Below are 22,061 nucleotides of genomic sequence, written 5' to 3' on the forward strand. Positions count from 1 at the left end.
TCCGGAATGACCACCGAATCGATCAGCCGGACCTCGGATCAGTCGACGGCGATGGCGCTCCGCCCGATGATGGCGAAGCGCAGCTTGCCGGAGGCGAAGTCGATGATCGCCACCGTGACCAGGATCATCAGCACCAGGAACGCCACCTTGCCCCATTCGAGCACGCGGATCTGCTCGGCGAGGTGCAGCCCGATGCCGCCGGCGCCGACGATGCCGATGATGGTGGCGGAGCGCGTGTTGGATTCGAAGTAGTACAGCACCTGGCTGGCAATCACCGGAATCACCTGCGGCACCAGCCCGTAGCGGACCGCATGGAGCTGCGAGCCGCCGGTCGACAGCACGCCTTCCACCGGCTTGCGGTCGGCATTCTCGATCGCCTCGGAGAACAGCTTGCCGAACGAGCCGATGTCAGAGGCCGCGATGGCCAGGATGCCGGCGAACGGCCCGAGCCCCACCACGTTGATGAAGATCAGCGCCCAGATCAGCACGTCGACGCCGCGGATGGTGTCGAGCCCGCGCCGCACGGTGAAGTGAGCGAACACGTTGGGAATGACGTTCTTGGCGGCGAGCAGGCCGAGCGGGAAGGCGATGACGGCGCCGACCAGCGTGCCGAGCAGCGCGATGGCGAGCGTCTCGCCGAGCGCGTGCAGGAACACGGCGAGATGCGACCCCGGGGTCGGCGGAAACATCTGGCCCAGGATGGTCGCGATCTGCACCAGGCCGGAGCCGAGGCGCGCGAACGACACGTCGAGCCGCCATACGGCGAGCACCGTGAGGCCGACCAGGATGGCGACGATCGCGACCGGCCGAAGGCGGCGGACGAGCGGCGCATCGAACAGGGCGCGATGGCGGGCGCGGATCGCCGCCGGGTCGGCCTTGTCGCGCAGGTTGCTGCGCGGCTCCACCGGACCGGGCGGCGGAAGGGCGGACGGTGCGCCGTGATCCGGCGCGCCGACGGGCGGGACGCTCATGGCCGCTGCTCCAGTCCGATCAGGTGATGACGCAACCGCTCGGTGACGAGATCGATGATCATCACGGTGGCGATGATCATGACGAGGATGGCGGAGACGTCCGTGTAGTAGAACTTGCGGATCGCCACCATCAGGTCCTGGCCGATGCCGCCGGCCCCGACGAAGCCCATCACGGCGGCGCCCCGCACATTGATCTCGAAGCGCAGCAGCGCGTAGGACGCGAAGTTGGAGAGCACCTGCGGCAGCACCGCGTAGCGGATGCCGTCGAGCCGCCCCGCCCCGGTGGCGATCGCCCCCTCCACCGGCTTCATGTCGATGTTCTCGACCACCTCGGCGAACAGCTTGCCGAGCGCTCCCATGGTGTGGATGGCGAGCGCCAGCACGCCCGGCAATGCGCCGAGGCCGAACGCCATCACGAACAGGAGCGCGAAGACGAGCTCCGGCACGGTGCGGCAGAACTCCAGCGTGCGCCGCGCCAGGAACCGCACCCACCGGCGCTTCTCCAGGTTGGCGCTCGCCGCGAAGCACAGCACGAAAGCGCCGAGCGCACCGAACAGCGTGCCCAGATAGGCGATCAGCAGCGTGTCGCCGAGCAGCAGCAGCCAGCCGTCGAGATTCCAGAACCATTCGGCGAGATCGCGCCCGAGCGTCGCGAGGGCGAGCGGCGGCGTCAGGTTCCACACATAGGTGGGCAGCCGGTGGGCATTCGCCGCGAGCGTGCCGAGATCGACCTCGCCGCCGATGCCGGCCAGCACGACGGCGCCGGCCAGCAGCACGGCGCCGAGTGCGAGCCGCATGCGCTTGGCCGCGACGGCCTCGCGATAGCGGGCGAGAAGCTGCGCCGCCTGTTCGGGCGGCAGGCGAACCACGGTGGAGACCATGACGGAAACCGATGGACGAAAGCCCGGGGGCGGCGGGCCACCCCCGGGCAGAGACCGAAGCGAGAGTGTCAGGACGAGCGCTTCTTCTTGCGCAGCGCGTCGACGAACTTGATGAGGTCGACGACCGGCTCGTACTCCTTGTGGGTGACAGCCTGGAAGGGCAGCTGCTTGCCGTCGTAGATGGCGTTGAACGCCGCCGGGTCCTTGGTGGCGACATCGAGCACCGCCGTGCGGATCGCCGCCTTCAGGTCGGGCGGCAGGCTCGTCAGATAGGCCATCGGCGAGTTCACGATCAGGTCGGATTTGAAGATGATGCGGAAGTCCTCGGCCTTGGCCATGTTCTTGCGGGCCATGCGCAGCAGGTTCGATTCCTTCTCGTCGTTCCACCAGTTGAAGGCGGCGTCGCAGGTGCCCTGCTGCACGCCGATCACCGCGTTCTCGTGGCTGCCCGCATAGACGATCTTGCCGAAGAACGCCTCCGGATCGATGCCCATCTTGTCCATGGCGTAGCGCGGCACGTTGTTGCCGGAGGTCGAGTTGGGATCGACGAGGCAGAGATTCTTGCCCTTGAGATCCTGGATCGCCTTGTAGGGCGCATCGGCCTTCACGTAGAGCACCGAGTAGTAGCCCTTGGTGCCGTCGGCGCTGACCTCGATGGCGAAGGGCTCGACCTGGGCGCCGGTGAGATAGGCGCGCGCATAGGACGCCGGGCCGTACATGGCGATGTGGATATTGCCGGCGCGCTGGCCCTCGACCACGGCGGCGTAGTCGTTGGCGATGCGCAGCGTCACCTTCATGCCGAGCTGCTTCGACAGGTAGTTGACGAACGGCGTCCAGCGGTCGGTGGTGCCGGAGGCGTTCTCGTCCGGGATCTTGGCGAACACCAGCTCCGGATAGCGGGCCTTGTAGTCCTGCGCCTGCACGGTGCCGGCGAGCGACAGAGCGCCGGCGAGAACGGCGCCGGCCGCGAGGGCTCCGGCCACGAGGGTGCGACGGTCGAGCATCGGGTCTCTCCTGCTGAAGACGGGTCTTTTCTGTTTGATGGGCGGCGGACGCCGCCGCGGTCAGGCGGCGGCGGCTTCGCCGAGCGCCGCCGCGGGCAGCCGCGGACGCGGCGCCGCATGGACGCCGTCGGCGATCTGCTCGGAATCGAGGCCGTAGATGTCGCGGGCGATCGCGTCGGTGAGGTGCTCGGGCGCGCCGTCGAACACGATGCGGCCCGCCGCCATGCCGATCAGCCGGTCGCAATAGGTGCGGGCGAGGTCGAGCGAGTGCAGGTTGCACATCACGGTGATGCCGTAGTGCTTGTTGATGCGCAGCAGCGCGTCCATGACGACGCGAGTGTTGCGCGGATCGAGCGAGGCGATCGGCTCGTCGGCGAGAATCAGCTCGGGCTCCTGCACCAGCGCGCGCGCGATGGCGACGCGCTGCTGCTGGCCGCCGGAGAGGTGCTCGGCGCGCTGCGCCGCGAGCCCGGCGATGTCGAACTGCTCGAGGGCCGCGAGCGCGATCACCTTGTCGTCCTCCGGCCACAGGCCGGCGAGCGAGCGCCAGGCCGGCACGGTGGCGACGCGCCCCATCAGCACATTGGTGAGAACGTCGAGCCGACCGACGAGGTTGAACTGCTGGAAGATCATGGCGGCGCGGCGCCGCCAGCGGCGCAGCTCGGCGCCCGACAGCGCCGTCACATCCTCGCCGGCGAACCGGATGCGGCCCTCGCTGGGGTCGACCAGGCGGTTGATCATCCGCAGCAGCGTCGACTTGCCGGCGCCCGAGGGACCGATCACGCCGACGAACGAGCCGCGCTCCACCACGAACGAGGCATCCGCCACCGCGCGATGATTTCCGAAACGACGCGACAATCCTTCGACGTGGAGCATGGGCAGGTTCCTTTCGGAGCCATGCCTAGCGCCGCTGCTCGACAGTCGTGTGACAGCCGCGCGACGATCGACCGATCTTCGGCGCAATGGTGGCGCGTGCGGCGATCTGTCCGGCGCGCAGCGTCCTCGCGCCGTCCCTTCCTTGTCATCGAACCGACATCGTCGTGTCATCGAACCGTGTGCAGCGATGGCGTCCCGCTCACTGGACTCGATCTCTCATGCCCCAGCCGCTCGCGACCACGCCGCCCGTTACCACGCCGCCTGCGACCACGCCGCCCGCCACCAAGAAGATGCTCTCGACGACGCCCCTCGTGCATCCCACCGCCGAGCTGACCGACGCGCGCCTCGGCGCCTACACCGAGGTGGCGGCACGCACCAAGTTGCTGGAGACGAGCCTCGACGATTACTCCTATGTGATGAACGACAGCGACATCGCGTATGCGACCATCGGCAAGTTCTGCTCCATCGCGGCGATGACCCGCATCAACCCCGGCAACCACCCGATGCACCGCGCCAGCCAGTCGCACTTCACCTACCGGGCCAGCGCCTACTTCCCGGGCGAGACCGACGACGCCGCGCTGTTCGCGTGGCGGCGCTCGCATCAGGTGACCATCGGGCACGACGTGTGGATCGGCCATGCCGCCATCGTGCTGGCGGGGCGAAACATCGGCACCGGCGCCGTGGTGGCGGCCGGCGCGATCGTCACCAAGGACGTGCCCGACTACACCATCGTGGCCGGCAATCCGGCCCGTATCGTCCGCCGGCGCTTCTCCGAGGAGATCGCTGCGCGGCTGCACCGCCTCGCCTGGTGGGACTGGAGCCCCGCACGGCTGCGCGCTGCGCTGCCGGACTTCCAGACGCTCGCGATCGAGGCGTTCCTCGATAAGCACGAGGCCGACACCACGGCGGCCGCGCCGACCCGCGCGGTCGCGGCGAGCGCGGCGACCGCGCCATGAGCGGGATCGACAGCAGGCGCAGCGGCGGCGTGCGGATCGAGGGCGGCCGCGTCCTCGCCGACGGCGCTCTCGTCGCCGCCCCGGTGGCAGCGGCGGCGTCCGGCCTGGTGGCGCCGGCGCGCGGCGACGAGCCCTGCGTGCTCGATGCCGACGGCCTCCTGGTCCTCCCCGGCATTGTCGACATTCACGGCGACGCCTTCGAGCGTCAGCTCATGCCGCGGCCCGGCGTCGACTTTCCGATCGACCTGGCGCTCGCCGAAAGCGATCGCCAGGCGATCGCCAACGGCATCACCACGGTGTTCCACGGGATCACCTGGTCGTGGGAGCCAGGCCTGCGCGGTCCCGAGAACGCCGTCCGGCTGCTCGCGGCGGTGGAGCGGCTGCGGCCGCAGCTCTGCGCCGACACCCGCCTTCACCTCCGCCACGAGATCTTCAATCTCGACGCCGAGCCGACCCTGGTGGAGTGGATGGCGGCGGGACGCATCGACGTGCTCGCCTTCAACGACCACATGACCCTGACGGTGGAGGCGGCCGGCCGCCGCAGGAGCCTCGACCGCATGGTCGAGCGGTCGGGCCTCTCGCACGATGCGTTCTGCCGGCTCGCCGACGACGTGGCTCGACGGCGCGACGCGGTGCCCGCCTCGGTGGCGCGGCTCGCCGCCGCCGCCCGTGCCCATGGCGTGCCGATGCTGTCGCACGACGACACCAGCCCGGCCCAGCGCGCCCACTACCGCGCGCTCGGCTGCCGCATCGCCGAGTTCCCGACCACGCTGGAGACCGCCGAGGCCGCCGCCGCGGCCGGCGACGCCATCGTGTTCGGCGCCCCCAATGTGGTGCGCGGCGGCAGCCACACCGGTTGGACGAAGGCGTCCGACATGGTGGCGCGTGGGCTGTGCTCGGTGCTCGCCTCGGACTATTACTATCCGGCGCCGCTGGTCGCCGCGTTCCGCCTCGCCGCCGACGGCGTCGCGCCGTTGGCGCGAGCCTGGTCGCTGGTCTCCGAGGCTGCCGCCGCGGCGGTCGGCCTCGCCGATCGCGGCCGGCTCGCGCCCGGCCTGCGCGCCGACATCGTGCTGGTCGATGCCGCGGCGATCGACCGACCCCGCGTGGTCGCCACCCTGGTGCGTGGCCGCATCGTCCATCTCGCCGACGCGGCGCGCCTCGTCCGCCGCGACGCGCGACACGCCGTGCCGGTCCAGGGAGCCGCGTCGTGAGTGATGCCCCGCGTTACGCCGTCTATTTCGTGCCGCCGATCGACAGCACGCTGTATCGCCTCGGCAGCGCTCTCGTCGGCTACGACGCCTACACGGGCGCCGAGCTGGCGCCACCGGCCGACGCCGACGTGCCGGACGACTGGCCGGCCGTGACGGCCGAGCCGCGCCGCTACGGCTTCCACGCCACCCTCAAGGCTCCCTTTCGGCTCGCCGCCGGGTCCGACGAGACGGCGCTGCGCGATGCCGTCCTGGCGCTGGCCGGAGAGGCGCGGCCGCTGCCGGTGATCCGCCCGGTGGTACGCAGCCTTGACGGCTTCGTCGCGGTGGTGCCGGCCGCGCCCGATGCGGCGCTCGCAGGGCTCGCCGCCGATTGCGTCACAAGGCTCGACGGCTTCCGCGCCCCGCTCTCCGCCGAGGACCGGGCGCGCCGCGCCGGGGCGCTCGCCACCGCGCGGCAGCGCGAGAACCTGGAGCGGTGGGGCTACCCTTGGGTACTCGACGACTTCCGCTTCCACATGACGCTGACCGGCCGCATCGCCGACGAGCACCGACGCGCCACCGTCGCGGGCCGAATGGCGGCGCTCGTCGCCCGCCACCACGGCGACGGGCCGCTGGCGATCGACCGCCTCGTGCTGCTGCGCCAGGCGCACCCCGACGCGCGCTTCCGGGTGATCGCGACGGCACCGTTGCGCGCCACCATGCCGACCACCGCGCAGCCGGCGACCCCGTGACCACCGCCGCCGAAAGGACCACCCGATGGCCAGGATCACCACCGTCGAGGAGCTCGAAGCGATCTACGGACGGCCGGAGGCGGCCTCGACCGTCAAGGAGGTCGATCGGCTCACCCCGCACTATCGCGCCCTGATCGCCCACTCGCCCTTCGTGCTGCTCGCCACCGCCGGCCCCGACGGGCTCGACTGCTCGCCGCGTGGCGATCGCGGCCCGGTGGTGCGCATCGCCGACGACCGCACCCTGCTGCTGCCCGACCGCCGCGGCAACAACCGCATCGATTCGCTGCGCAACATCGTGGCGGACCCGCGCGTCGCCCTGCTGTTCCTCATCCCGGGCTTCGGCAACACGCTCCGGGTCAACGGCCGCGCCCACCTGACCACCGACGCCGATCTCCTCGCCTCGCTGGCGGTCGACGGCAAGCCGCCTCGCTGCGTCGTGGTGATCACGGTGGAGACGGTGTTCTTCCAGTGCGCCCGAGCGGTGGTGCGGGCGGCGCTGTGGAATCCGGACCTGCATGTCGATCCCGCGGCGCTGCCCACCATGGGGCAGATCCTCGCCTCGCTCAGCGAGGGCCGGGTGGGTGGGGCGGACTACGATCGGGCCTGGCCGGAGCGGGCCCGCCAGACCATGTGGTGACGGCGCCGCATCGGCTTGCGCATATCATCTCGCCCGCATCATCCGCCGCGCCCCGCGGGCGACGGCCTCGCCCAGCCGGGCGCCGGCCGGCGCATCGATGCGGCGGAACCGGGCGAGCGCCATCTGGAACAGGCCGAAGGCGAACAGCCCGGCGGCGGTGAGCGCGAGCAACGCCCAGCCATAGGGCTGCGCCTGCAAGCTGCGCAGCGCCCCGGCGAGGCCGTGCGCCTGGCGGGCGTCCACCGTCAGGGCCGCCATCACCAGGAACACGCCGATCAGCCCGAACACGACGCCGCGGGCCACATGGCCGGCACGGCCGAGCGGCACCACCCAGCGGCGCGTCGTCGGGTCGAGGGCGAGGTGCGCGTCGACCCGGCTGCGCAGGCCCTTGACCACGAACGCCACCCCGGCCGCCACCACCGCGACCCCGAGAGCCCCGACGATCCAGCGCCCGAACGGGGCCGAGAGCAGATAGGCGGTCCAGTCACGGGCCGACGCCTCGCCGTCACCCGACGCCCGGGCGAGACCGAGTGCCCAGGCGATGGTGCTGCCGGCCAGCACCGCATTGGCCCCGGCGCTGATGCCGAAGCCGGCGCGGCGCAGCATCGCCCGGCGATCGGTGCCGAGGCGGTCGGCGTCGAACACCGCCTGGAGCACCCGCCAGGCCGCGAAGCACAAAAGCCCGAGCGCCACGATCCACAACCAGGCCCAGCCGAGCGGCTGGCCGAGCAGCGTCTGCAACGCGCCCTGAGAGCCGGTGGTGCGGCCGCCGGTGCCGAACGCCGCCAGCACGGCGAGGCCACCGACCAGCAGGTAGACGACGCCGCGGGCCGCGTAGCCCAGGCGCGCCAGTCGCTCGGTGGTGCGGTGCTGCATGTGGGCAGGCTCCGGAGACGGCGGGATGGCGGCACAGGGCCGCGGCCCGGGTCAACGTGGGACCGCCGGCGGCGTTCCGTCCCGGACGGCCGCCGCCGTGCCCTCGACCATCGGCGGGTCCCGTGGCGCCGCGAAATGCTCTAGGGTCGGGATCATCGGGCGAGCAAGCGGCCGGACGAGGCGCGCCGGAGACGCGGACGATCTGCGGGTCATGACGACTGCGGCACCATCAGGGGCGGAGTGCAAAAGCTCGGCAGCGGCGGCGGCGCCGCGTTGCGCCGTGGTAGTTTGCTATCGTCCGGATGCCGCCCTGCTCGACCGGATGCTCGCCGCCCTCGTCCGACAGGTCGACCGCGTGCTGCTGATCGCCAACGACGGGGTCGCCCCGCCCGGCCCCCTGCCGCCCGGCGTCGAGATGCGGCTGGCGCCGTACAATCTCGGGCTCGCGGCCGCCTACAATCTCGCCGCTCGCTGGGCCGCCGAGGCCGGCGCGACGCATCTCCTGCTGCTCGACCAGGACAGCGTGCCGGCACCCGACATGGTGGATGCGCTCGCCGACGCGATGCGGGCCGCGCCGGCGCCGGTGGCGGCCGCCGGGGCGCTCTGGCACGACCGCGCCACCGGCCGCGCCGGGCGCTTCGTCCGCATCGGCCGGTTCCGACTCCGACGTCACCGGCCGCCGCCCGGCACCGTGATCGAGACCGATTTCCTGATGTCGTCGGGGTCACTGGTCACGCTGGCGGCCCTCGCCGCGACCGGCCCGTTCGACGAGGCGCTGTTCATCGACCATGTCGACACCGACTGGTGCCTGCGCGCCCGCGCCGCCGGCTGGGCGCTGCTCGGGGTCGCGGCGGCCCGGCTGGAGCACGGGCTGGGTGACGGGCCGCTCCCCGGCGGGGTCGGCCGCCTCCTTCCGGGTCTGACGCTGTACGAACCGGAGCGGCACTACTATCTCGTCCGCAACAGCCTCGCGCTCTGGCGCCGTCCTTACGTGCCGTGGCCACTGGCGCTGTCCGACCTGCGCCGCACCACCGCCCTGGTGATGGCGCATCTCCTGCTCGCACCGGCGCGCGGGCAGCGGCTGCGGGCCGTCTGGCGCGGCCTGCGTGACGGCATCGCGATGGCGAGCACGCCCGCCGGCGCCGCCCCGCCGGGTCCGGACCACCGCGCGCCGGCGCCGCTCGACTCGCCGCTGCCGTCCCGCTCTGCGGCCGCCAGCTCCGCGGCGCCGGGGTCGGCCTGCGATGTCGTCGTCGTCAACTACAATGCCGGGCCATTCCTGGCCGAGGCGGTCGACGCGCTGATCGGCAGCGCCGGCGTCGCCCGGGTGATCGTCGTCGACAACGCCTCGTCGGACGGCAGCCTCGACACCTTGCCCCGCGCGGCCGCCGGCGACCGCCTGATGGTGATCCGCAACGACGCCAATCTCGGCTTCGCAGCCGCCGTCAATATCGGGCTCGCGCGCATGAGCGCGCCGTTCGTGCTGCTGTTCAATCCCGACGGCAGACCGCTCGACGACGCCGTCGCGCGCCTGATCGCCGTGCTGGAGCAGCACCCCGAGGCCGGCATGAGCGGGCCGCTGCTGCTCGATCCCGACGGCTCCGAGCAGCCCGGTGGTCGCCGTGCCATCCCGACGCCGCGCCGAACTCTGGTGCAGGCGTTCGGGCTCCAGCGGCTCGCCCGCCGCTTTCCCGCGGCGTTTCCCGATTTCGGCCTGCACGATCGGCCGCTGCCGCCCGGGCCCGAGCCCGTCGAGGCGATCTCGGGCGCCTGCATGATGACGCGGCGCGACGCCATCGCGGCGGTCGGCCCGATGGACGACGGCTACTTCCTGCACTGCGAGGATCTCGACTGGTGCGTCCGCTTCCAGCGCGCCGGCTTTCGCATCCTGTTCGTGCCCACCGCCCGCGTGGTGCACCAGAAGGGTGTCAGCAGCCGCGGCCGGCCGGTCGCGGTGGAGTGGCACAAGCACCGCGGCATGCTGCGCTTCTATCGCAAGTTCTTCCGCCACGAGCAGTCGACCGTGACGACGCTGCTGGTCACCGTCGCGGTGTGGCTGCGCTTCGCCGCGGTGGCGACGCGCCGGCTGACGATGGGACGTCGATGACGCCCGCGATCGAACCCGCCGACGGACCGGCGGCGCCGGTCGGCGTGCTCGGCGCCGGCAGCTTCGTGGCCGACGCCCTGCTGCCGCGGCTCGCCGCCGCGCGGCCCGTGGTGGCGCTGTCGCGCCGCCGGCCGGACCCGCCGGCCGGATCGCCGACAGAGATTCCGGAGTGGATCGCCCTCGCGCCGATCTGGACGCTGCCGAATTGGTTCGACCGCCTGGAGACCCACGGGGTGCGGCGGATCGTGGCGCTGTCGTCGACCAGCGCAGTGAGCCGCGCCGCCTCGGCCGATGCAGGCGAGCGGGAGGTCGCGGCCCGGCTCGTCGCGGCGGAGGAGCGCCTGGCGGCCTGGGCCGATCGGCGCGGCATCGCCTGGATGGTGCTGCGCCCGACCCTGATCTGGGGGCGCGGCGACCGCAATGTCGGCGAGATCGCCCGGCTGATCCGCCGGATCGGCGTCGTTCCGGTGGCCGGTGCAGCTTGCGGACGGCGCCAGCCCGTGCATGTGGAGGACGTCGCCGACGCCTGCCGGGCGGCCCTCGCGCTGGCGCGGCCGGGCCGCATCTACACGGTTTCGGGCAGCGAGACGCCGACCTGCCGGGCGATGGTGGAGCGGGTGTTCGCGGCGCTCGGCCGGCCGCCCCGCATCGTGCCGGTGCCGGTGCCGCTGATCCGGGCCGGCGTGACGGCTCTCCGGCTGGTGCCGCGCTTCCGCGGCTGGTCGCCCGGGATGGCGGACCGCATGAATCGCGATCAAGTGTTCGACCATGAGGACGCCGCCCGCGACTTCGGCTTCGCGCCGCGCGGCTTCGCGCCGACGACGGCGGATCTCCCTGCTTGAGCGGTGAGCATCCGTCGGTCTCGGCATGCGGTCACATGCGACTTGGCAAGGATGGCCGTTCCAACCGAACCTTGTGAGCGGTCCCGGATACAAAAGTGACATGCGAGAGCGGACAAACCACCGATAACAGAGGGTACGCTCGGCGATCCCTGATCTGATCACGACGTCTATTTGCCCCGGACGGGGCCAGTGCTACATTGCCGCTCCGTGCAGAAGCCACCTCGCCGAGCCACCGGCAATACGAACTGCTTGATCGACCCGATCGTCGAACTCTGATTGGACTGAATGAACTGCTTGCAACGCCACAAGCCACGTAATGTGGCGACGAGGTTGGGAGCTCTCGCTTCCGCAGGAGAACAACCATGAAGTCTGGTTTCACGTCCATGGTTCGTCATTTCGCCTTCCAGAACCCGAGCAGCACGGCTCGAACAATGCCGCCGCCCGGAATGTCGCTCCGGATACTTGCATCTACTATGGCCGGCACCGCGCTCGTGTGGGCGATGGTCCTCGCCGATGCTTCGGCGGTGCGGGCTCAAGACGCCGCACTGCGTCAGAAGGCGACTGATTTCACGGCCATCTCTTCGACTCTCGACAGCACCGGCCACGCGGCCATTATTGTCGAGTTCGAGTCTCCGACCCCTCGCAGCGAGTTCAGGAACGATCCCGACTTCCTCGCCTCGCTGAAGGCCAGGATCGCGGCGCAGCAGGCGGCAATCATCAACACGCATTTCGGCAGCGTGGCGACCCCGCGGGCCGGCGTCGGTTTCAATCGATCGCTCCAACTGATGTCGATCAGCCCGATGTTCGCCATCAACGCCACCAGAGCCGAGATCGACGCGCTAGCTGCCGATGGACGTGTCGTCCGTATCCATCCCAACAGGCTCGACACGATCCGGCTCATCCAGAGCGTTCCGCTGGTCGGGATGACGGGCGCCGGCGGATACTCGTCCGGGGCGAGCGGCAACGGCCAGGCCGTCGCGATTCTTGATACTGGCCTCCAGACGAATCACGAGTTCGTGAGCGGCCGTGTCGTGGCGGAAGCCTGCTTCTCCAACGGAGGCAGTGGTGGCACGACCTTGTGCCCGAACGGCCTGACCAGCCAGACCGGGACAGGCTCGTCCAGTGTCGACGTCGCATCCTGCATCGTCGGCTCGACCCAGCTCTGCGATCACGGCACGCATGTCGCCGGCATCGCGGCCGGCTACAACACGTCGTCGAACGCCGGCGAGCCGTCGAACGGCGTGGCCAAGAACGCCAAGATCGTCGCCGTTCAGGTGTTCACGCGGTTTACTGGACCCGATGACGTCCGCGCCTATGTCAGCGACCAGATCCTCGGCCTCGAATGGGTCGCCGCCAACGCGGTGAATCTGGCGAACGGCGTCAAGCTCGCCGCCGTCAACATGAGCCTCGGCGGCGGAAACTACACGACATATTGCGACGGCGATTCACGAAAGACCGCCATCGATGCGCTGCTCGCGCTCGGTGTCGCCACCGTCATCGCCTCGGGCAACGACTACTACACCAACGGTGTCGGCGCGCCGGGATGCATCTCATCCGCCGTGACGGTCGGCTCCTCGACCAAGTCGGACGGGATCTCGAGCTTCTCCAATATGGGCACGCCGGTCGACATTATGGCGCCCGGATCGAGCATCCTGTCGTCGATCCCGACTGTGCCGTCGAGCACCACCACCTACGCCATCTTCAACGGCACCTCGATGGCGACCCCGCATGTCGCCGGCACCTTCGCGGCCATCCGCAGCGTTTGCCCGAGCAAGACCGTCGCGGAGATTCTCTCGGCATTGCAGAGCACCGGCGTCGCGATCAGCGACTCACGGAGCGGTGGTACACTGACTCGAAACCGAATTCGCGTCGGGCTGGCGGCGCAGCAGCTCGGCTGCGGTTCTTCGGTCGCCACCCACGATTTCAGTGCCGAGCAGCGGAGCGACATCCTCTGGAAGCACTCGGGCGGCAGCGTCGCCATGTGGCTGATGAACGGCGGCACGGTGACGTCGTCCCTCGCCGTCGCGACGGTGGGCGCCGGCTGGTCGGTGGTCGGCACCCGTGACTTCAACGGTGACGGCAAGAGCGACATCCTATGGCAGAACGGCAGCACGGTCGCAATGTGGCTGATGAACAGCGGAGCCGTCTCTCAGTCCCTCAGTGTCGCATCGGTCGGCGCCGGCTGGTCGGTGGTCGGCACCCGTGACTTCAACGGGGACAGCAAGGGCGACATTCTCTGGAAGCACTCCGGTGGCGGCGTCGCGTTGTGGCTGATGAACGGCGCCACGGTTTCGCAGTCGCTGACGGTGGGGTCGGTCGGCACCTCGTGGTCGGTGGCCGGCATCGCCGACTTCAACGGCGACGGCAAGGCCGACATCCTCTGGAAGCACGACACCGGCGCATTGGCGATGTGGCTGATGAACGGCGGGACGGTGTTGCAGTCCCTCGCCGTCGGCTCGGTCGGCACGGGCTGGTCGGTCGCCGGAACCGGCGATTTCGACGGTGACGGGAGGGGTGACATTCTCTGGCGGAACTCTAGCCACGTCATCGCCATGTGGCTGATGAACGGGGCCACCGTGACGCAATCTGCGGCGGTCGCCACCGTCGACGGCAACTGGACGATGGAGCAGACCGGCGACATCAACGGCGACGGCAGGAGCGACCTTCTCTGGCGTCACACAAGCGGCGTGCTGGCAGCGTGGTTCATGAACGGCGCGTCGGTAGCCTCATCCGCCGGGATCAGCACCATCGACGGCAACTGGGTCGTCCAGAAGGCGAACTCCATGTGAGAGGCAGCAACCTCCGCCCCACCGCCCCCAATCGGCGGCTCGCTGACGAGATTTGCGGGCTTGGAGAGTCTCTGGAACAAGCGGCTGGCGAGGGCAACTCGCCGGCCGCATCGCTTATATATTATCAAGGGCGCCAAAGGGCGTGCGCCCCCTGGTCCGGCGACGGCGGGCGAGGGCCGAGGTTCAACCCAGGCGAAACCTGGCGCTGCCACGCCGAAAGCGGACACTGCGATCAGCTCACGCTCGGAGGCTCGGGACGGGCTCGCCGAGGCCGAGGCGAGCTCATCGCCGAACCCGCCGGTCTACTCGCTGGCCAGCGCTGGAGCCGGGAGAACGATCCCCTCGGCGATCGGTCCGGGCATCGGCGGCTCGATGCTCTCCACCGGCGTACCCGGCATCATGGCTGCAATGCTGATCTCGACCGGATGGGGCTCGGGCACCAGCGCGGAGGGAGACGGATTCGCAACCGGGCTCCCCGCCGCAGTCTCCGGAAGCACTGCCGATCGCGGGTCGGCCGCCAGCCTGATCGGCAGATCGCTCGATAACCGCGAGGGCTGCGGTGGGGCCGCTGGCAGAGCGACAACGCGACTGGGCCGATCCAGAGTCGGATCGGTCGGATGGGGCGATGGCGCGCTGACGCCGCTCGCCCGGCTCGCCGGCCGCTCGTCCCGATTCGCGACCACAGGCGCCGCGGAGCCTCCCGGCTCTGCCCGGGTCTTGCCCATGACGACGAGACGAGACAGGCGGGGCGCTTCACCTGCGGTGTAGCTCATCACGTAGTTGGCCTCGCCGAGCAGCCGACGGGCGACCTGCGCCAGAGACCCCCGAAAGACGCCACTCACCGGCTCGGCCGCGAATGCCGGATCGTGCCACTCAAGCACCACGTTGCGCCCATCGAACAGGCGCTCGATGACCTCCCGCCGCGAGACACCGTCGACCCGGATGTGAACGGTGCGGCTGTCGGGACTCACCTCGAAACGGCTCTCGGGCGGCGCGGCCGTCGCGATCCCGGTCGACAGGCTGGCGGCCGCAGCGGCGACGGCTGCTCCGATCATCATCGCTCGCCATCGTGCTCGCCGCGATCCCATCACGCCCTCGCTACGGCGGCCCGGGCCACCGCCTCTGCCGCCTCGGCACCAGGCTAGCATTTCGGGCAGCCCACCGAAACGTTTCGCCACCCCCCAAAGCCTAGCGCCGGTTGAGTGGTCGAAGGCCCCATGGCATGCTTCTGAGACGCTGTCGCGGACGGGCGGTGGCCGCGACTCCGACGTGCCGACCGCAAGGCCGTCCCGGGTATACTGACGGCAGCTCTCGGAGGCAGGTGTGACGCGCACGACACGGCGGGGCATGCTCCGGATCGCCGCATGGACGGCCTCGACCGTGCTCGTCGCCCTTGCAGTGTCGGGTCCCGGACACGCGGCGTCAGATCCGACCGGCGGCATCGCTGGTCTCGTCCGGCGGGCCGAGCGAGGCGACCCGCAGGCTCAGACCCGCCTCGGATTCCTCTATCAGATCGGCCGGGGCGTCCCGCAGAACTATGTCGAGGCGGCGCGCTGGCAGACACGCGCAGCCTGCCAGGGCGAACCGCGGGCGCAATATCTCCTCGGGCTTCTCTACGACAAGGGCCACGGGGTGCCGCAGGACTACGTGCAGGCCTACATGTGGCTGTCGCTGGCGACCGCTAGCGCGCCGCCCGGCCAGGCCGAGATCAGCGCTCGCATTCGTGACGCGGTGGCGACCAAGCTCAGCCCCATCGCGCTCGCCCAGGCTCAGTTCCTCGCCGCCTCGTTCCGACCGCGGCGCGAAGGCTTCTGACTACCCGAAGGCGCCCGCAACCGCACCTCTCGGCTACAGCAGGCCGATGATTCCCTCGAACAGCCACCCCGCCCAGATGGTCGGGGCGAGAAACAGGCCGAACGGTATCCGGTCCATCATCGCCGGGCGACGACCTGCCGCGAGCCGTCGTCCGGCATAGACGGCCAACGCCGCCAACGCCGCCACCTCGAGCGTCAGTACCAGTGTGGTCCAGTCGAGCCACACCCCGGCAAGACCAGCGAGCTTGACGTCGCCGAGACCGAAGCCCTCGCGCCGGCGCACCACGCGGTAGAGTTCGCGAAAGACCAGCAGTGTCAGTGCAGCAGTACCGCCGCGCAGCAGCACCGCGCCAGCCGTGATCCACGGCTCCGCCGTTCCGATGCAGGCGGCGACGAGGCCGAGCGCCCCGCCGAGCACGATCAGCCTATCAGGGATGATGAAGTGCCGCGCATCGACCACCGCGATGGCGATCGCCACCACGCCCAGCCCAGCGCCGAGGACACCACCGAGGCTCGGGGCAACCACAATGCTGGCGGCGACGACACCACCGACCGCAATCGCGGCCGCAACCGTTTCGGAGCGCAGCACCGCCGCCGACTCGGGTGGCGCTTGGCCGAGACCGCCGGCGGCATCGTCCCGCCGATCGTCGATCCGCGGAGGCCCGGCGGGTTCCGCCGCGCCCTCAGCGGACCGCATCGGGGAACCAGTCGCCGACCACCCGCCCACCCATCTTGGCGCGCAGCTGCTCGGCGATGACATGAGCATCGACGCTGTCGCGGATGATCTGCGGCCGGATGAAGATGACCAGCTCGGTGCGCTTCTTGCGGTTCTTGCTGCTGGAGAACGCATCGCCGATCCCCGGCAGCGCGTCGAGCACTGGGATGCCATCCTTGTTGCGGCTGCTCTCGTCGCTGATCAGGCCGGCGAGCACCACGGTCTGACCGCTCGCCACCGAGATCGAGCTCTTGACCCGCCGCTGCGAGACGGTCGGGGTCAGCGTGGCGGCCGACGGGGTTGGCGCGACGTTGCTGATCTCCTGTTCGATGTCGAGCACCACCTGGCCGTTGTGGCTGATCCGCGGGATGACACGTAGGATCACGCCGGTGTTGCGATAGTCGATGGTGTTGACGATAGGCGGCGTGGTGGTTCCAGTCAGCACTGTGGCGGTGCCGGTGGCGATCGGAACCTGGTCGCCGACTTGAAGAATCGCGAGCTGATTGTCGAGCACCACCAGAGTCGGATTGGACAGCACCTTGACGTCGGTCACTTGGTGCAGCGCGTCGAGAATGAGGCGGGGCGCCGCCTCCGGCCCGAGCAGCAAGTTGAAGCCCGGTAGAGCCCGCTGCAACACAGCGCCCCCCACCGTCTGGAGAATCGAACCCTTGTTGGGACCGAGCCCGAGATTGGCGCTGTTGAGGAAGAACTGGACGCCGTAGTTGAGCTGGTCGTTGAGGGTGACCTCGGCGATGGTCCCCTCAATGGCCACCTGGCGCTGCGGACGATCGATCTGCTGGATGGTCTGTTCGATGATCCGGTACTGCTCCTGGTTCGCGTAGATCAGAATTGAGTTGTTGGCCGCGTCGGCGGTGATGCGGACATTCGGCAGAATGCCGGGTCCAGCCCGCACGGCGCCGCCGCCGAGCCCACTGCCGAGCGGACCGCTCGCCGGATCGATGATGCTCGGATCGCGGCCGCCCGCGATGGTGAGCCCGCCGGGCGTCATTCCGGAGCCGGTGCCCTGTCCGAGCGCCCCGAAGCCCGCCGCGATGGGATTTGAGACGGCGCCCGCCCCGCTTCCGGTGCCGGTCGGCACGGTCCCGCCAGCCGAGCGACCGAACGAGGCACCGAAGCCCGTTCCGCCGGCACTCGTTCCGCCCCCACCCGCGCCCTCCGCCGTCCCGGCTGCGGTCATGCCGCTGCCGGGCGCGACCGGACTGGCGGCATCCACCTCGCCGCCGCGGCCGACGAAGATCTCGTTGAGCAGCGACGCGATCCGTCGGGCGTTGCCATAGCGCACCCGGTAGACCTTCAGGCTGTTGGTGGCGGCGTCCGAATGGTCGAGCCGGGCGATCCACTTGCCAGCCACGGTGAGTAACCCCGGCTTCTTGGTCACCACCATGACGGCATTCATCCGAGCCACTGGCACCAGCTTGACGAGCTGCTGGCTGAGGCCGCCCTCGCCCGAGTCCATGATGCGCTCGAGCTCGGCGATGATCGGCTCCGGGGTGCTGCTGCGCAGCGGATAGATCCCGACCGACTGACCACGCATCCAGTCGACATCGAAGCTCAGCACCGTGTCGAGGGCAGCCCGGCGATCGCTGCTGGTGCCCTGGACAAGCAGCAGATTCCGCGTCGCCTCCGCCCGGGCAGCCCCCGATCGAACCGCGAAGCCGTCGAGCAGCCGCAGCGCCGTCTGGGCCGAGACGTGGCGCAACGGGATCACGGTGATGCCATAGCCGGCCTCGGCGCTTGCGCCGGTCTCGGCCGTGCCGGTGCCGAGGGCATCGCTGGCGGGGATCAGCCTGTACCCGGAAGCGTCCCGAACCATGACGACGCTGCTCATGCGCAGCGCGTTCTCAAGCACGAAGGGCAGCTCCGACCTGGGGATCGGCCGGCCGGAGGCGAGCGTCACGGTGCCTTGGACACGCGGATCGATCGTGTAGCCGACACCGAGAATGTCGCCGAGCACGGCCTTCGCCACTGTGGTGACCGGGGCTCCTTCGAAATTCAAATCATATCCATCGGTGCCCGCCGGAACGTCACCGCCGACCAGCCCGTCGGCGCGCTCCTGCGTCACCGTAACGGGCTCAGTGCCGGGATAAATCACCGGCCGAGGTGTTGCCGACATGCCCGAGGAACCGGAGCCGGCGTCGGTGGGCTGACGAGGTTGAATGTCAAGGCGGCGGATCGATTCGACGACGTCGGGGGGCCGCGTCTCGCCGCGATAGAAGGGCACGTCCGGCATGCTGCAACCGATCAGCACCGCGGCAACCGCGACGGCGCCGATGACTATGCTGATCGACCGGGCCGTCCAGTCCCTAAACGAGGCCCTCGCGGCGACCCGATCATCCATGGAGCGCAACACCTTCGTGCGCGTAACTCAAATTGACTCTGAGAATTTATGTTGGTAAATAAATCTTTAATTGTCAAGACGTTCCACACATACGAAGTCATCCTAAGTATACTTAGCTGCCCGGCCGGTTGTGGCGAGTCAACTCCGAATGTTGCAACCATTGAACTCTCGATCTTATGGCAGGAGCCGCCCCTGCTCGATCAGATCAGCATGATGCCATACGCAGCAGAGCCTACCGGCGGAACTCACGCCCCCATCGAGCTGCTGGTCGCGGGCCGGCAGATCAACGGCAGTGCGCTCGACCGTCCACATATGGCTGGCGGCAGCGTCGCCGAAGCGGCAATCTCCCCCTGAGCCAGCCCTCTTGCCGATGGCGAAACGAGCCGCCATGCCGATAGAGCAGACCTCAGCTGACTGCTTCCGCGCCCATATTCGGGCTGCCTTCGCGACGCGTGCGGATGAGCACGGCCAGGGTGCTCAGACCGGACCGACCCCGGTCGGTGCATCATCGCTGCGGATGCTGTGGGAAGCCACCGAGCTGTCGGCGCACGACTTTGCCGACGAGGTCGCCCGCTTTTGGAAGCTTTCGCGACTGAGCCTGCCCGAGCTTATGGCGTTGCCAGCCGCCACGTCCCAATTCTCCGTCCGCTTCCTTCAGGAAGCCTGCGTGCTTCCCGCCCGGACCGCCGACGGCCGCCATCTGCTCGTGGTCGCTGATCCGAGCGACGAGGCAGCCGTGCGGGCAGCTGCGATCGTCTTCGGCGCGCCGCCCCGTCTGGCGATCGCCTCCTTCGAGGACATCGCCACGGCATTGAGCGAGCACCTCGGTCGACAGACCGCGGCGGTTCAGCCGGCGGCGCCGACCGACGACGACGACGTCGAGAGCCTGCGCGATCTCGCCAGCGGGGCTCCAGTGGTGCGCGCCGTCACCGAGCTGATGGAGCGCGCCGTCGAGCTGCGGGCGAGTGACATCCACATCGAGCCGTTCCGCAACAGCCTCGTGGTCCGCATGCGGGTGGACGGCCTGTTGCGGCCTGTGCCCGATCGCATCGGTGCGCTGCCGCAGGCGCTGGTCTCCCGCATTAAGATCCTCGCCGGGCTCAACATCGCCGAGCGCCGGCTGCCGCAGGACGGCGCCGCCCGCCTGCGCGTCGGGCGCACCGAGATCGACATCCGGGTCGCCACCATGCCGACCCAGCACGGCGAATCGGCAGTCATCCGCCTGCTGCCGCGCGACCGCGGCGTGCTGGAGATCGGCAAGCTCGGCCTGTCGGTCGCCGACGAGACGAAGATCCGGCGGATGCTCGACCTGCCGCATGGGATGGTGGTGGTCACCGGCCCGACCGGCAGCGGCAAGACCACCACGCTCGCCACCATGCTCCACCGGCTGAACGAGCCGAGCCGGAAAATCCTCACTATCGAGGACCCGGTCGAGTACGAGATTCCGGGAATCAACCAGTCGCAGGTGAAGCCCGCGATCGGCCTCACCTTCGCGTCCGCGCTCCGCGCCTTCGTGCGCCAGGACCCCGACGTGATCATGGTGGGCGAGGTGCGTGATCCCGAGACCGCCCACATCGCCGTGCATGCGGCTCTCACCGGCCATCTGGTGCTCACCACCCTCCACACCGAGACGGCGGCAGCCGCCTTTGCGCGATTGCTCGATCTCGGCGTCGAGAGCTTCCTGCTCAGATCCACCCTGCGAGCGGTGATCGCTCAGCGTCTGGTCCGTGTGCTGTGCGAGCGCTGCAAGGTGCGGCAAACGCTCGACCAGGAGGACCTTGCCGCCGAGCCGCGCTACGGCCTGCTCGGCTTCGCCGCCGGCGACGTGGTGCACGAGCCGGGCGGCTGCGAGCGCTGCCAGGGCACCGGCTATCGCGGACGTCTCGGGGTGTTCGAGGTGCTGGAGATGAGCGACGCGGTGCGCCAAGCCGTCGGCCCGCACACCGACGCCGCCACTATCGAGGACGCCGGCCGCCGCGAGGGCATGACCCTGATGGTCGAGGACGCCGTCGCCAAGTGCCGTGCCGGCATCACGGCCGCCGCCGAGGTCCTGCGGGTGACGACGGTGAGGTGAGGCGTGCCGACGTTCCGCTATCGCGCCATCGCGCCCAACGGTGAGCTGGTCACCGGCTCGATCTCGGCACCGAACGCCGCCGAGGTGATGCAGCGCATCGAGTTCCTCGGGCTGGTGCCGATCGAGACCGTCCCCGAGGAGACGCCCACGCGCCGGCGCGGCGACGTCTCCCTGTTCAACCAGCCGCGGCCCGAGGACGTGACCGCCTTCACGCGCGACCTCGCGATGCTGCTCGACGCCGGCGCCCGCATCGACGAGGCGCTCGAGCTGATGACGACCGATCTGGACGTCGGCCGGCTTCGCCGGACGATCGCCGGGTTGCGCGCCGAGATCCTGGCAGGTGAGAGCTTCGCCGATGCGCTGTCGCGCTATCCGGGGCTGTTTCCTCCCGTCTATGTCGCGCTGGTGCGAGCCGGCGAGACGGCAGGCTCGCTCGAATCGGTGCTCGACACTATCGCGACCGAGCGGGTCCGCGCCGAGGCGCTGCGGCGGCGGGTGGCTGACGCGCTGCGCTATCCCGCTTTCGTGTTCTTCGCCGCGGCCTGCGTGCTCGTCTTCTTCCTGATGTTCGTGTTGCCGCAGTTCGCCGCCGTGCTGCGCGATTTCGGTGCCAAGGTCGATCCGATCGTCGCGATGTTCCTGTCGCTGTCGACGGCTCTCGAGGACGAGCGCGACGCCGTCGCGGCCTCCCTCCTCGTCGTGCTGCTCGGCGGCTGGCTGGCGTTGTCGCGGCCGGCTGTGCGGGCCGCCGTCATGGCGGCGCTGTCGCGGCTTCCGGGCATCCGCCCGATTGTGACGCTCCGGCGGGCCGCCCTGTTCAGCCGCAATCTCGGCATCTTGCTCGCCAGCGGGGTGCCTCTCACCGCCACGCTGCGGATTCTCGCCGACATCATGGCACAGGGCGGTGATCGCGCCGTGTCGGACGCGCTCGGTCGGGTCCGGCAGGGCGGCAAGCTCTCCGACGCGCTCGCCGACGGCGGCCTGCTGCCCCCGATGGCGATCCGCATGATCCGCATCGGCGAGGAGACCGGCAAGCTTCCGGCGATCGCCGGACGTATCGCCGATCTCTACGAGGCCAAGCTCCAGCGCAGCACCGAGCGGGTGGTGGCGATCGTCGGTCCGCTCGCCATCGTCGTGATCAGCATCGTGGTCGGCGGCCTGATCGTGTCGATCATGACCTCGCTGCTGTCGGTGACCCAAGTGATAGGATGAGAC

19 protein-coding genes are annotated in these 22,061 nt (G+C 70.0%); 11 read left to right on the forward strand and 8 right to left on the reverse strand.

What is annotated here, in order from left to right; translation table 11 throughout:
* Positions 1-38: 38 nt before the first annotated feature.
* The 4 genes from phnE (ACFQUV_RS09850) to phnC form a co-directional block, all read right to left on the reverse strand.
* On the reverse strand, positions 39-971 hold the full coding sequence (gene phnE / locus ACFQUV_RS09850) for a phosphonate ABC transporter, permease protein PhnE (RefSeq protein ID WP_129610923.1): 933 nt from the start codon (positions 969-971) through the stop codon (positions 39-41).
* Positions 968-1,852 carry a phosphonate ABC transporter, permease protein PhnE gene (phnE, locus tag ACFQUV_RS09855; protein ID WP_129610924.1) on the reverse strand — a complete coding sequence of 295 codons (885 nt, stop codon included), beginning with the start codon at positions 1,850-1,852 and terminating at the stop codon, positions 968-970. Before phnE (ACFQUV_RS09855) ends, phnE (ACFQUV_RS09850) begins: the two co-directional genes overlap by 4 nt.
* A gap of 68 nt (positions 1,853-1,920) precedes the next feature.
* Positions 1,921-2,856 carry a phosphonate ABC transporter substrate-binding protein gene (gene phnD, locus ACFQUV_RS09860; RefSeq protein ID WP_129610925.1) on the reverse strand — a complete coding sequence of 312 codons (936 nt, stop codon included), beginning with the start codon at positions 2,854-2,856 and terminating at the stop codon, positions 1,921-1,923.
* A 60-nt stretch (positions 2,857-2,916) separates the two neighbouring features.
* On the reverse strand, positions 2,917-3,732 hold the full coding sequence (gene phnC / locus ACFQUV_RS09865; protein WP_129610926.1) for a phosphonate ABC transporter ATP-binding protein: 816 nt from the start codon (positions 3,730-3,732) through the stop codon (positions 2,917-2,919).
* A 290-nt stretch (positions 3,733-4,022) separates the two neighbouring features.
* Here phnC and ACFQUV_RS09870 point away from each other — a divergent pair, with 290 nt between their 5' ends.
* The 4 genes from ACFQUV_RS09870 to ACFQUV_RS09885 are packed head-to-tail and all read left to right on the forward strand — an operon-like array spanning position 4,023 to position 7,270.
* The gene (locus ACFQUV_RS09870; protein WP_244601711.1) at positions 4,023-4,688 is read left to right on the forward strand and encodes a chloramphenicol acetyltransferase; all 666 of its coding nucleotides are present in this window, start codon (positions 4,023-4,025) and stop codon (positions 4,686-4,688) included.
* On the forward strand, positions 4,685-5,902 hold the full coding sequence (locus tag ACFQUV_RS09875; protein ID WP_129610928.1) for an alpha-D-ribose 1-methylphosphonate 5-triphosphate diphosphatase: 1,218 nt from the start codon (positions 4,685-4,687) through the stop codon (positions 5,900-5,902). The genes ACFQUV_RS09870 and ACFQUV_RS09875 overlap by 4 nt, the downstream gene beginning before the upstream one ends.
* Positions 5,899-6,633 carry a DUF1045 domain-containing protein gene (locus ACFQUV_RS09880; RefSeq protein ID WP_129610929.1) on the forward strand — a complete coding sequence of 245 codons (735 nt, stop codon included), beginning with the start codon at positions 5,899-5,901 and terminating at the stop codon, positions 6,631-6,633. Before ACFQUV_RS09875 ends, ACFQUV_RS09880 begins: the two co-directional genes overlap by 4 nt.
* 25 nt (positions 6,634-6,658) lie before the next feature.
* Positions 6,659-7,270: a pyridoxamine 5'-phosphate oxidase family protein gene (locus tag ACFQUV_RS09885; protein ID WP_129610930.1), complete on the forward strand. Its 612-nt coding sequence runs from the start codon at positions 6,659-6,661 to the stop codon at positions 7,268-7,270.
* A gap of 24 nt (positions 7,271-7,294) precedes the next feature.
* Here ACFQUV_RS09885 and ACFQUV_RS09890 read toward each other — a convergent pair whose 3' ends face one another.
* Positions 7,295-8,146, reverse strand: a complete 852-nt coding sequence (locus ACFQUV_RS09890; RefSeq protein WP_129610931.1) for a DUF1206 domain-containing protein — start codon at positions 8,144-8,146, stop codon at positions 7,295-7,297.
* Positions 8,147-8,426: 280 nt separating this feature from the next.
* Between ACFQUV_RS09890 and ACFQUV_RS09895 the strand changes: the two genes are divergently transcribed.
* From ACFQUV_RS09895 to ACFQUV_RS09905, 3 genes are all read left to right on the forward strand, one after another.
* Entirely contained in the window at positions 8,427-10,253 is a 1,827-nt protein-coding gene (locus ACFQUV_RS09895) for a glycosyltransferase family 2 protein (protein WP_165364132.1), read from the forward strand.
* Positions 10,250-11,095, forward strand: coding sequence for an NAD(P)-dependent oxidoreductase (locus ACFQUV_RS09900; RefSeq protein ID WP_129610933.1), 846 nt, complete (start codon positions 10,250-10,252; stop codon positions 11,093-11,095). Before ACFQUV_RS09895 ends, ACFQUV_RS09900 begins: the two co-directional genes overlap by 4 nt.
* 473 nt (positions 11,096-11,568) lie before the next feature.
* Positions 11,569-13,884 carry a S8 family serine peptidase gene (locus tag ACFQUV_RS09905; protein ID WP_165364133.1) on the forward strand — a complete coding sequence of 772 codons (2,316 nt, stop codon included), beginning with the start codon at positions 11,569-11,571 and terminating at the stop codon, positions 13,882-13,884.
* Between the two features lie 302 nt (positions 13,885-14,186).
* Here the strand turns inward: ACFQUV_RS09905 and ACFQUV_RS09910 are convergent, their stop codons facing one another.
* Positions 14,187-14,942 (reverse strand): hypothetical protein, encoded by a 756-nt coding sequence (locus ACFQUV_RS09910; RefSeq protein WP_129610935.1) that lies wholly within the window; start codon positions 14,940-14,942, stop codon positions 14,187-14,189.
* Between the two features lie 289 nt (positions 14,943-15,231).
* Here ACFQUV_RS09910 and ACFQUV_RS09915 point away from each other — a divergent pair, with 289 nt between their 5' ends.
* Positions 15,232-15,699, forward strand: a complete 468-nt coding sequence (locus ACFQUV_RS09915) for a tetratricopeptide repeat protein (protein ID WP_129610936.1) — start codon at positions 15,232-15,234, stop codon at positions 15,697-15,699.
* Between the two features lie 33 nt (positions 15,700-15,732).
* Here the strand turns inward: ACFQUV_RS09915 and ACFQUV_RS09920 are convergent, their stop codons facing one another.
* Positions 15,733-16,395, reverse strand: a complete 663-nt coding sequence (locus ACFQUV_RS09920) for an A24 family peptidase (protein WP_165364134.1) — start codon at positions 16,393-16,395, stop codon at positions 15,733-15,735.
* Positions 16,382-18,772, reverse strand: a complete 2,391-nt coding sequence (gene gspD, locus ACFQUV_RS09925; RefSeq protein WP_165364135.1) for a type II secretion system secretin GspD — start codon at positions 18,770-18,772, stop codon at positions 16,382-16,384. Before gspD ends, ACFQUV_RS09920 begins: the two co-directional genes overlap by 14 nt.
* Before the next feature lie 48 nt (positions 18,773-18,820).
* Here gspD and ACFQUV_RS09930 point away from each other — a divergent pair, with 48 nt between their 5' ends.
* From ACFQUV_RS09930 to ACFQUV_RS09940, 3 genes are read left to right on the forward strand one after another with little or no spacing between them, the layout of a single operon-like run.
* Positions 18,821-19,126 (forward strand): hypothetical protein, encoded by a 306-nt coding sequence (locus ACFQUV_RS09930; RefSeq protein WP_129610938.1) that lies wholly within the window; start codon positions 18,821-18,823, stop codon positions 19,124-19,126.
* A 34-nt stretch (positions 19,127-19,160) separates the two neighbouring features.
* A complete protein-coding gene (locus ACFQUV_RS09935) occupies positions 19,161-20,846 on the forward strand; it encodes a GspE/PulE family protein (protein ID WP_129610939.1) in 1,686 nt (561 codons plus the stop codon).
* A gap of 3 nt (positions 20,847-20,849) precedes the next feature.
* The gene (locus tag ACFQUV_RS09940; protein WP_129610940.1) at positions 20,850-22,058 is read left to right on the forward strand and encodes a type II secretion system F family protein; all 1,209 of its coding nucleotides are present in this window, start codon (positions 20,850-20,852) and stop codon (positions 22,056-22,058) included.
* Positions 22,059-22,061: the final 3 nt, after the last annotated feature.

Origin of the sequence: Rhodoplanes sp. P11 (assembly GCF_964266735.1) — a bacterium.
Classification (GTDB): Bacteria; Pseudomonadota; Alphaproteobacteria; order Rhizobiales; family Xanthobacteraceae; genus Rhodoplanes; species Rhodoplanes serenus.

What these genes read in the sequence shown, in the direction of transcription:
- ACFQUV_RS09885 (WP_129610930.1), top strand. Translation starts at nt 6,659, where the DNA reads ATGGCCAGGATCACCACCGTCGAGGAGCTCGAAGCGATCTACGGACGG.
- ACFQUV_RS09905 (WP_165364133.1), top strand. Translation starts at nt 11,569, where the DNA reads ATGGCCGGCACCGCGCTCGTGTGGGCGATGGTCCTCGCCGATGCTTCG.
- phnD (WP_129610925.1), bottom strand. Translation starts at nt 2,856, where the DNA reads ATGCTCGACCGTCGCACCCTCGTGGCCGGAGCCCTCGCGGCCGGCGCC.
- phnE (WP_129610924.1), bottom strand. Translation starts at nt 1,852, where the DNA reads ATGGTCTCCACCGTGGTTCGCCTGCCGCCCGAACAGGCGGCGCAGCTT.
- ACFQUV_RS09910 (WP_129610935.1), bottom strand. Translation starts at nt 14,942, where the DNA reads ATGATGATCGGAGCAGCCGTCGCCGCTGCGGCCGCCAGCCTGTCGACC.
- ACFQUV_RS09870 (WP_244601711.1), top strand. Translation starts at nt 4,023, where the DNA reads ATGCTCTCGACGACGCCCCTCGTGCATCCCACCGCCGAGCTGACCGAC.
- ACFQUV_RS09875 (WP_129610928.1), top strand. Translation starts at nt 4,685, where the DNA reads ATGAGCGGGATCGACAGCAGGCGCAGCGGCGGCGTGCGGATCGAGGGC.
- ACFQUV_RS09930 (WP_129610938.1), top strand. Translation starts at nt 18,821, where the DNA reads ATGTTGGTAAATAAATCTTTAATTGTCAAGACGTTCCACACATACGAA.
- phnC (WP_129610926.1), bottom strand. Translation starts at nt 3,732, where the DNA reads ATGCTCCACGTCGAAGGATTGTCGCGTCGTTTCGGAAATCATCGCGCG.
- ACFQUV_RS09920 (WP_165364134.1), bottom strand. Translation starts at nt 16,395, where the DNA reads ATGCGGTCCGCTGAGGGCGCGGCGGAACCCGCCGGGCCTCCGCGGATC.
- ACFQUV_RS09890 (WP_129610931.1), bottom strand. Translation starts at nt 8,146, where the DNA reads ATGCAGCACCGCACCACCGAGCGACTGGCGCGCCTGGGCTACGCGGCC.
- ACFQUV_RS09915 (WP_129610936.1), top strand. Translation starts at nt 15,232, where the DNA reads ATGCTCCGGATCGCCGCATGGACGGCCTCGACCGTGCTCGTCGCCCTT.
- phnE (WP_129610923.1), bottom strand. Translation starts at nt 971, where the DNA reads ATGAGCGTCCCGCCCGTCGGCGCGCCGGATCACGGCGCACCGTCCGCC.
- ACFQUV_RS09900 (WP_129610933.1), top strand. Translation starts at nt 10,250, where the DNA reads ATGACGCCCGCGATCGAACCCGCCGACGGACCGGCGGCGCCGGTCGGC.
- ACFQUV_RS09935 (WP_129610939.1), top strand. Translation starts at nt 19,161, where the DNA reads ATGCCGATAGAGCAGACCTCAGCTGACTGCTTCCGCGCCCATATTCGG.
- gspD (WP_165364135.1), bottom strand. Translation starts at nt 18,772, where the DNA reads ATGGATGATCGGGTCGCCGCGAGGGCCTCGTTTAGGGACTGGACGGCC.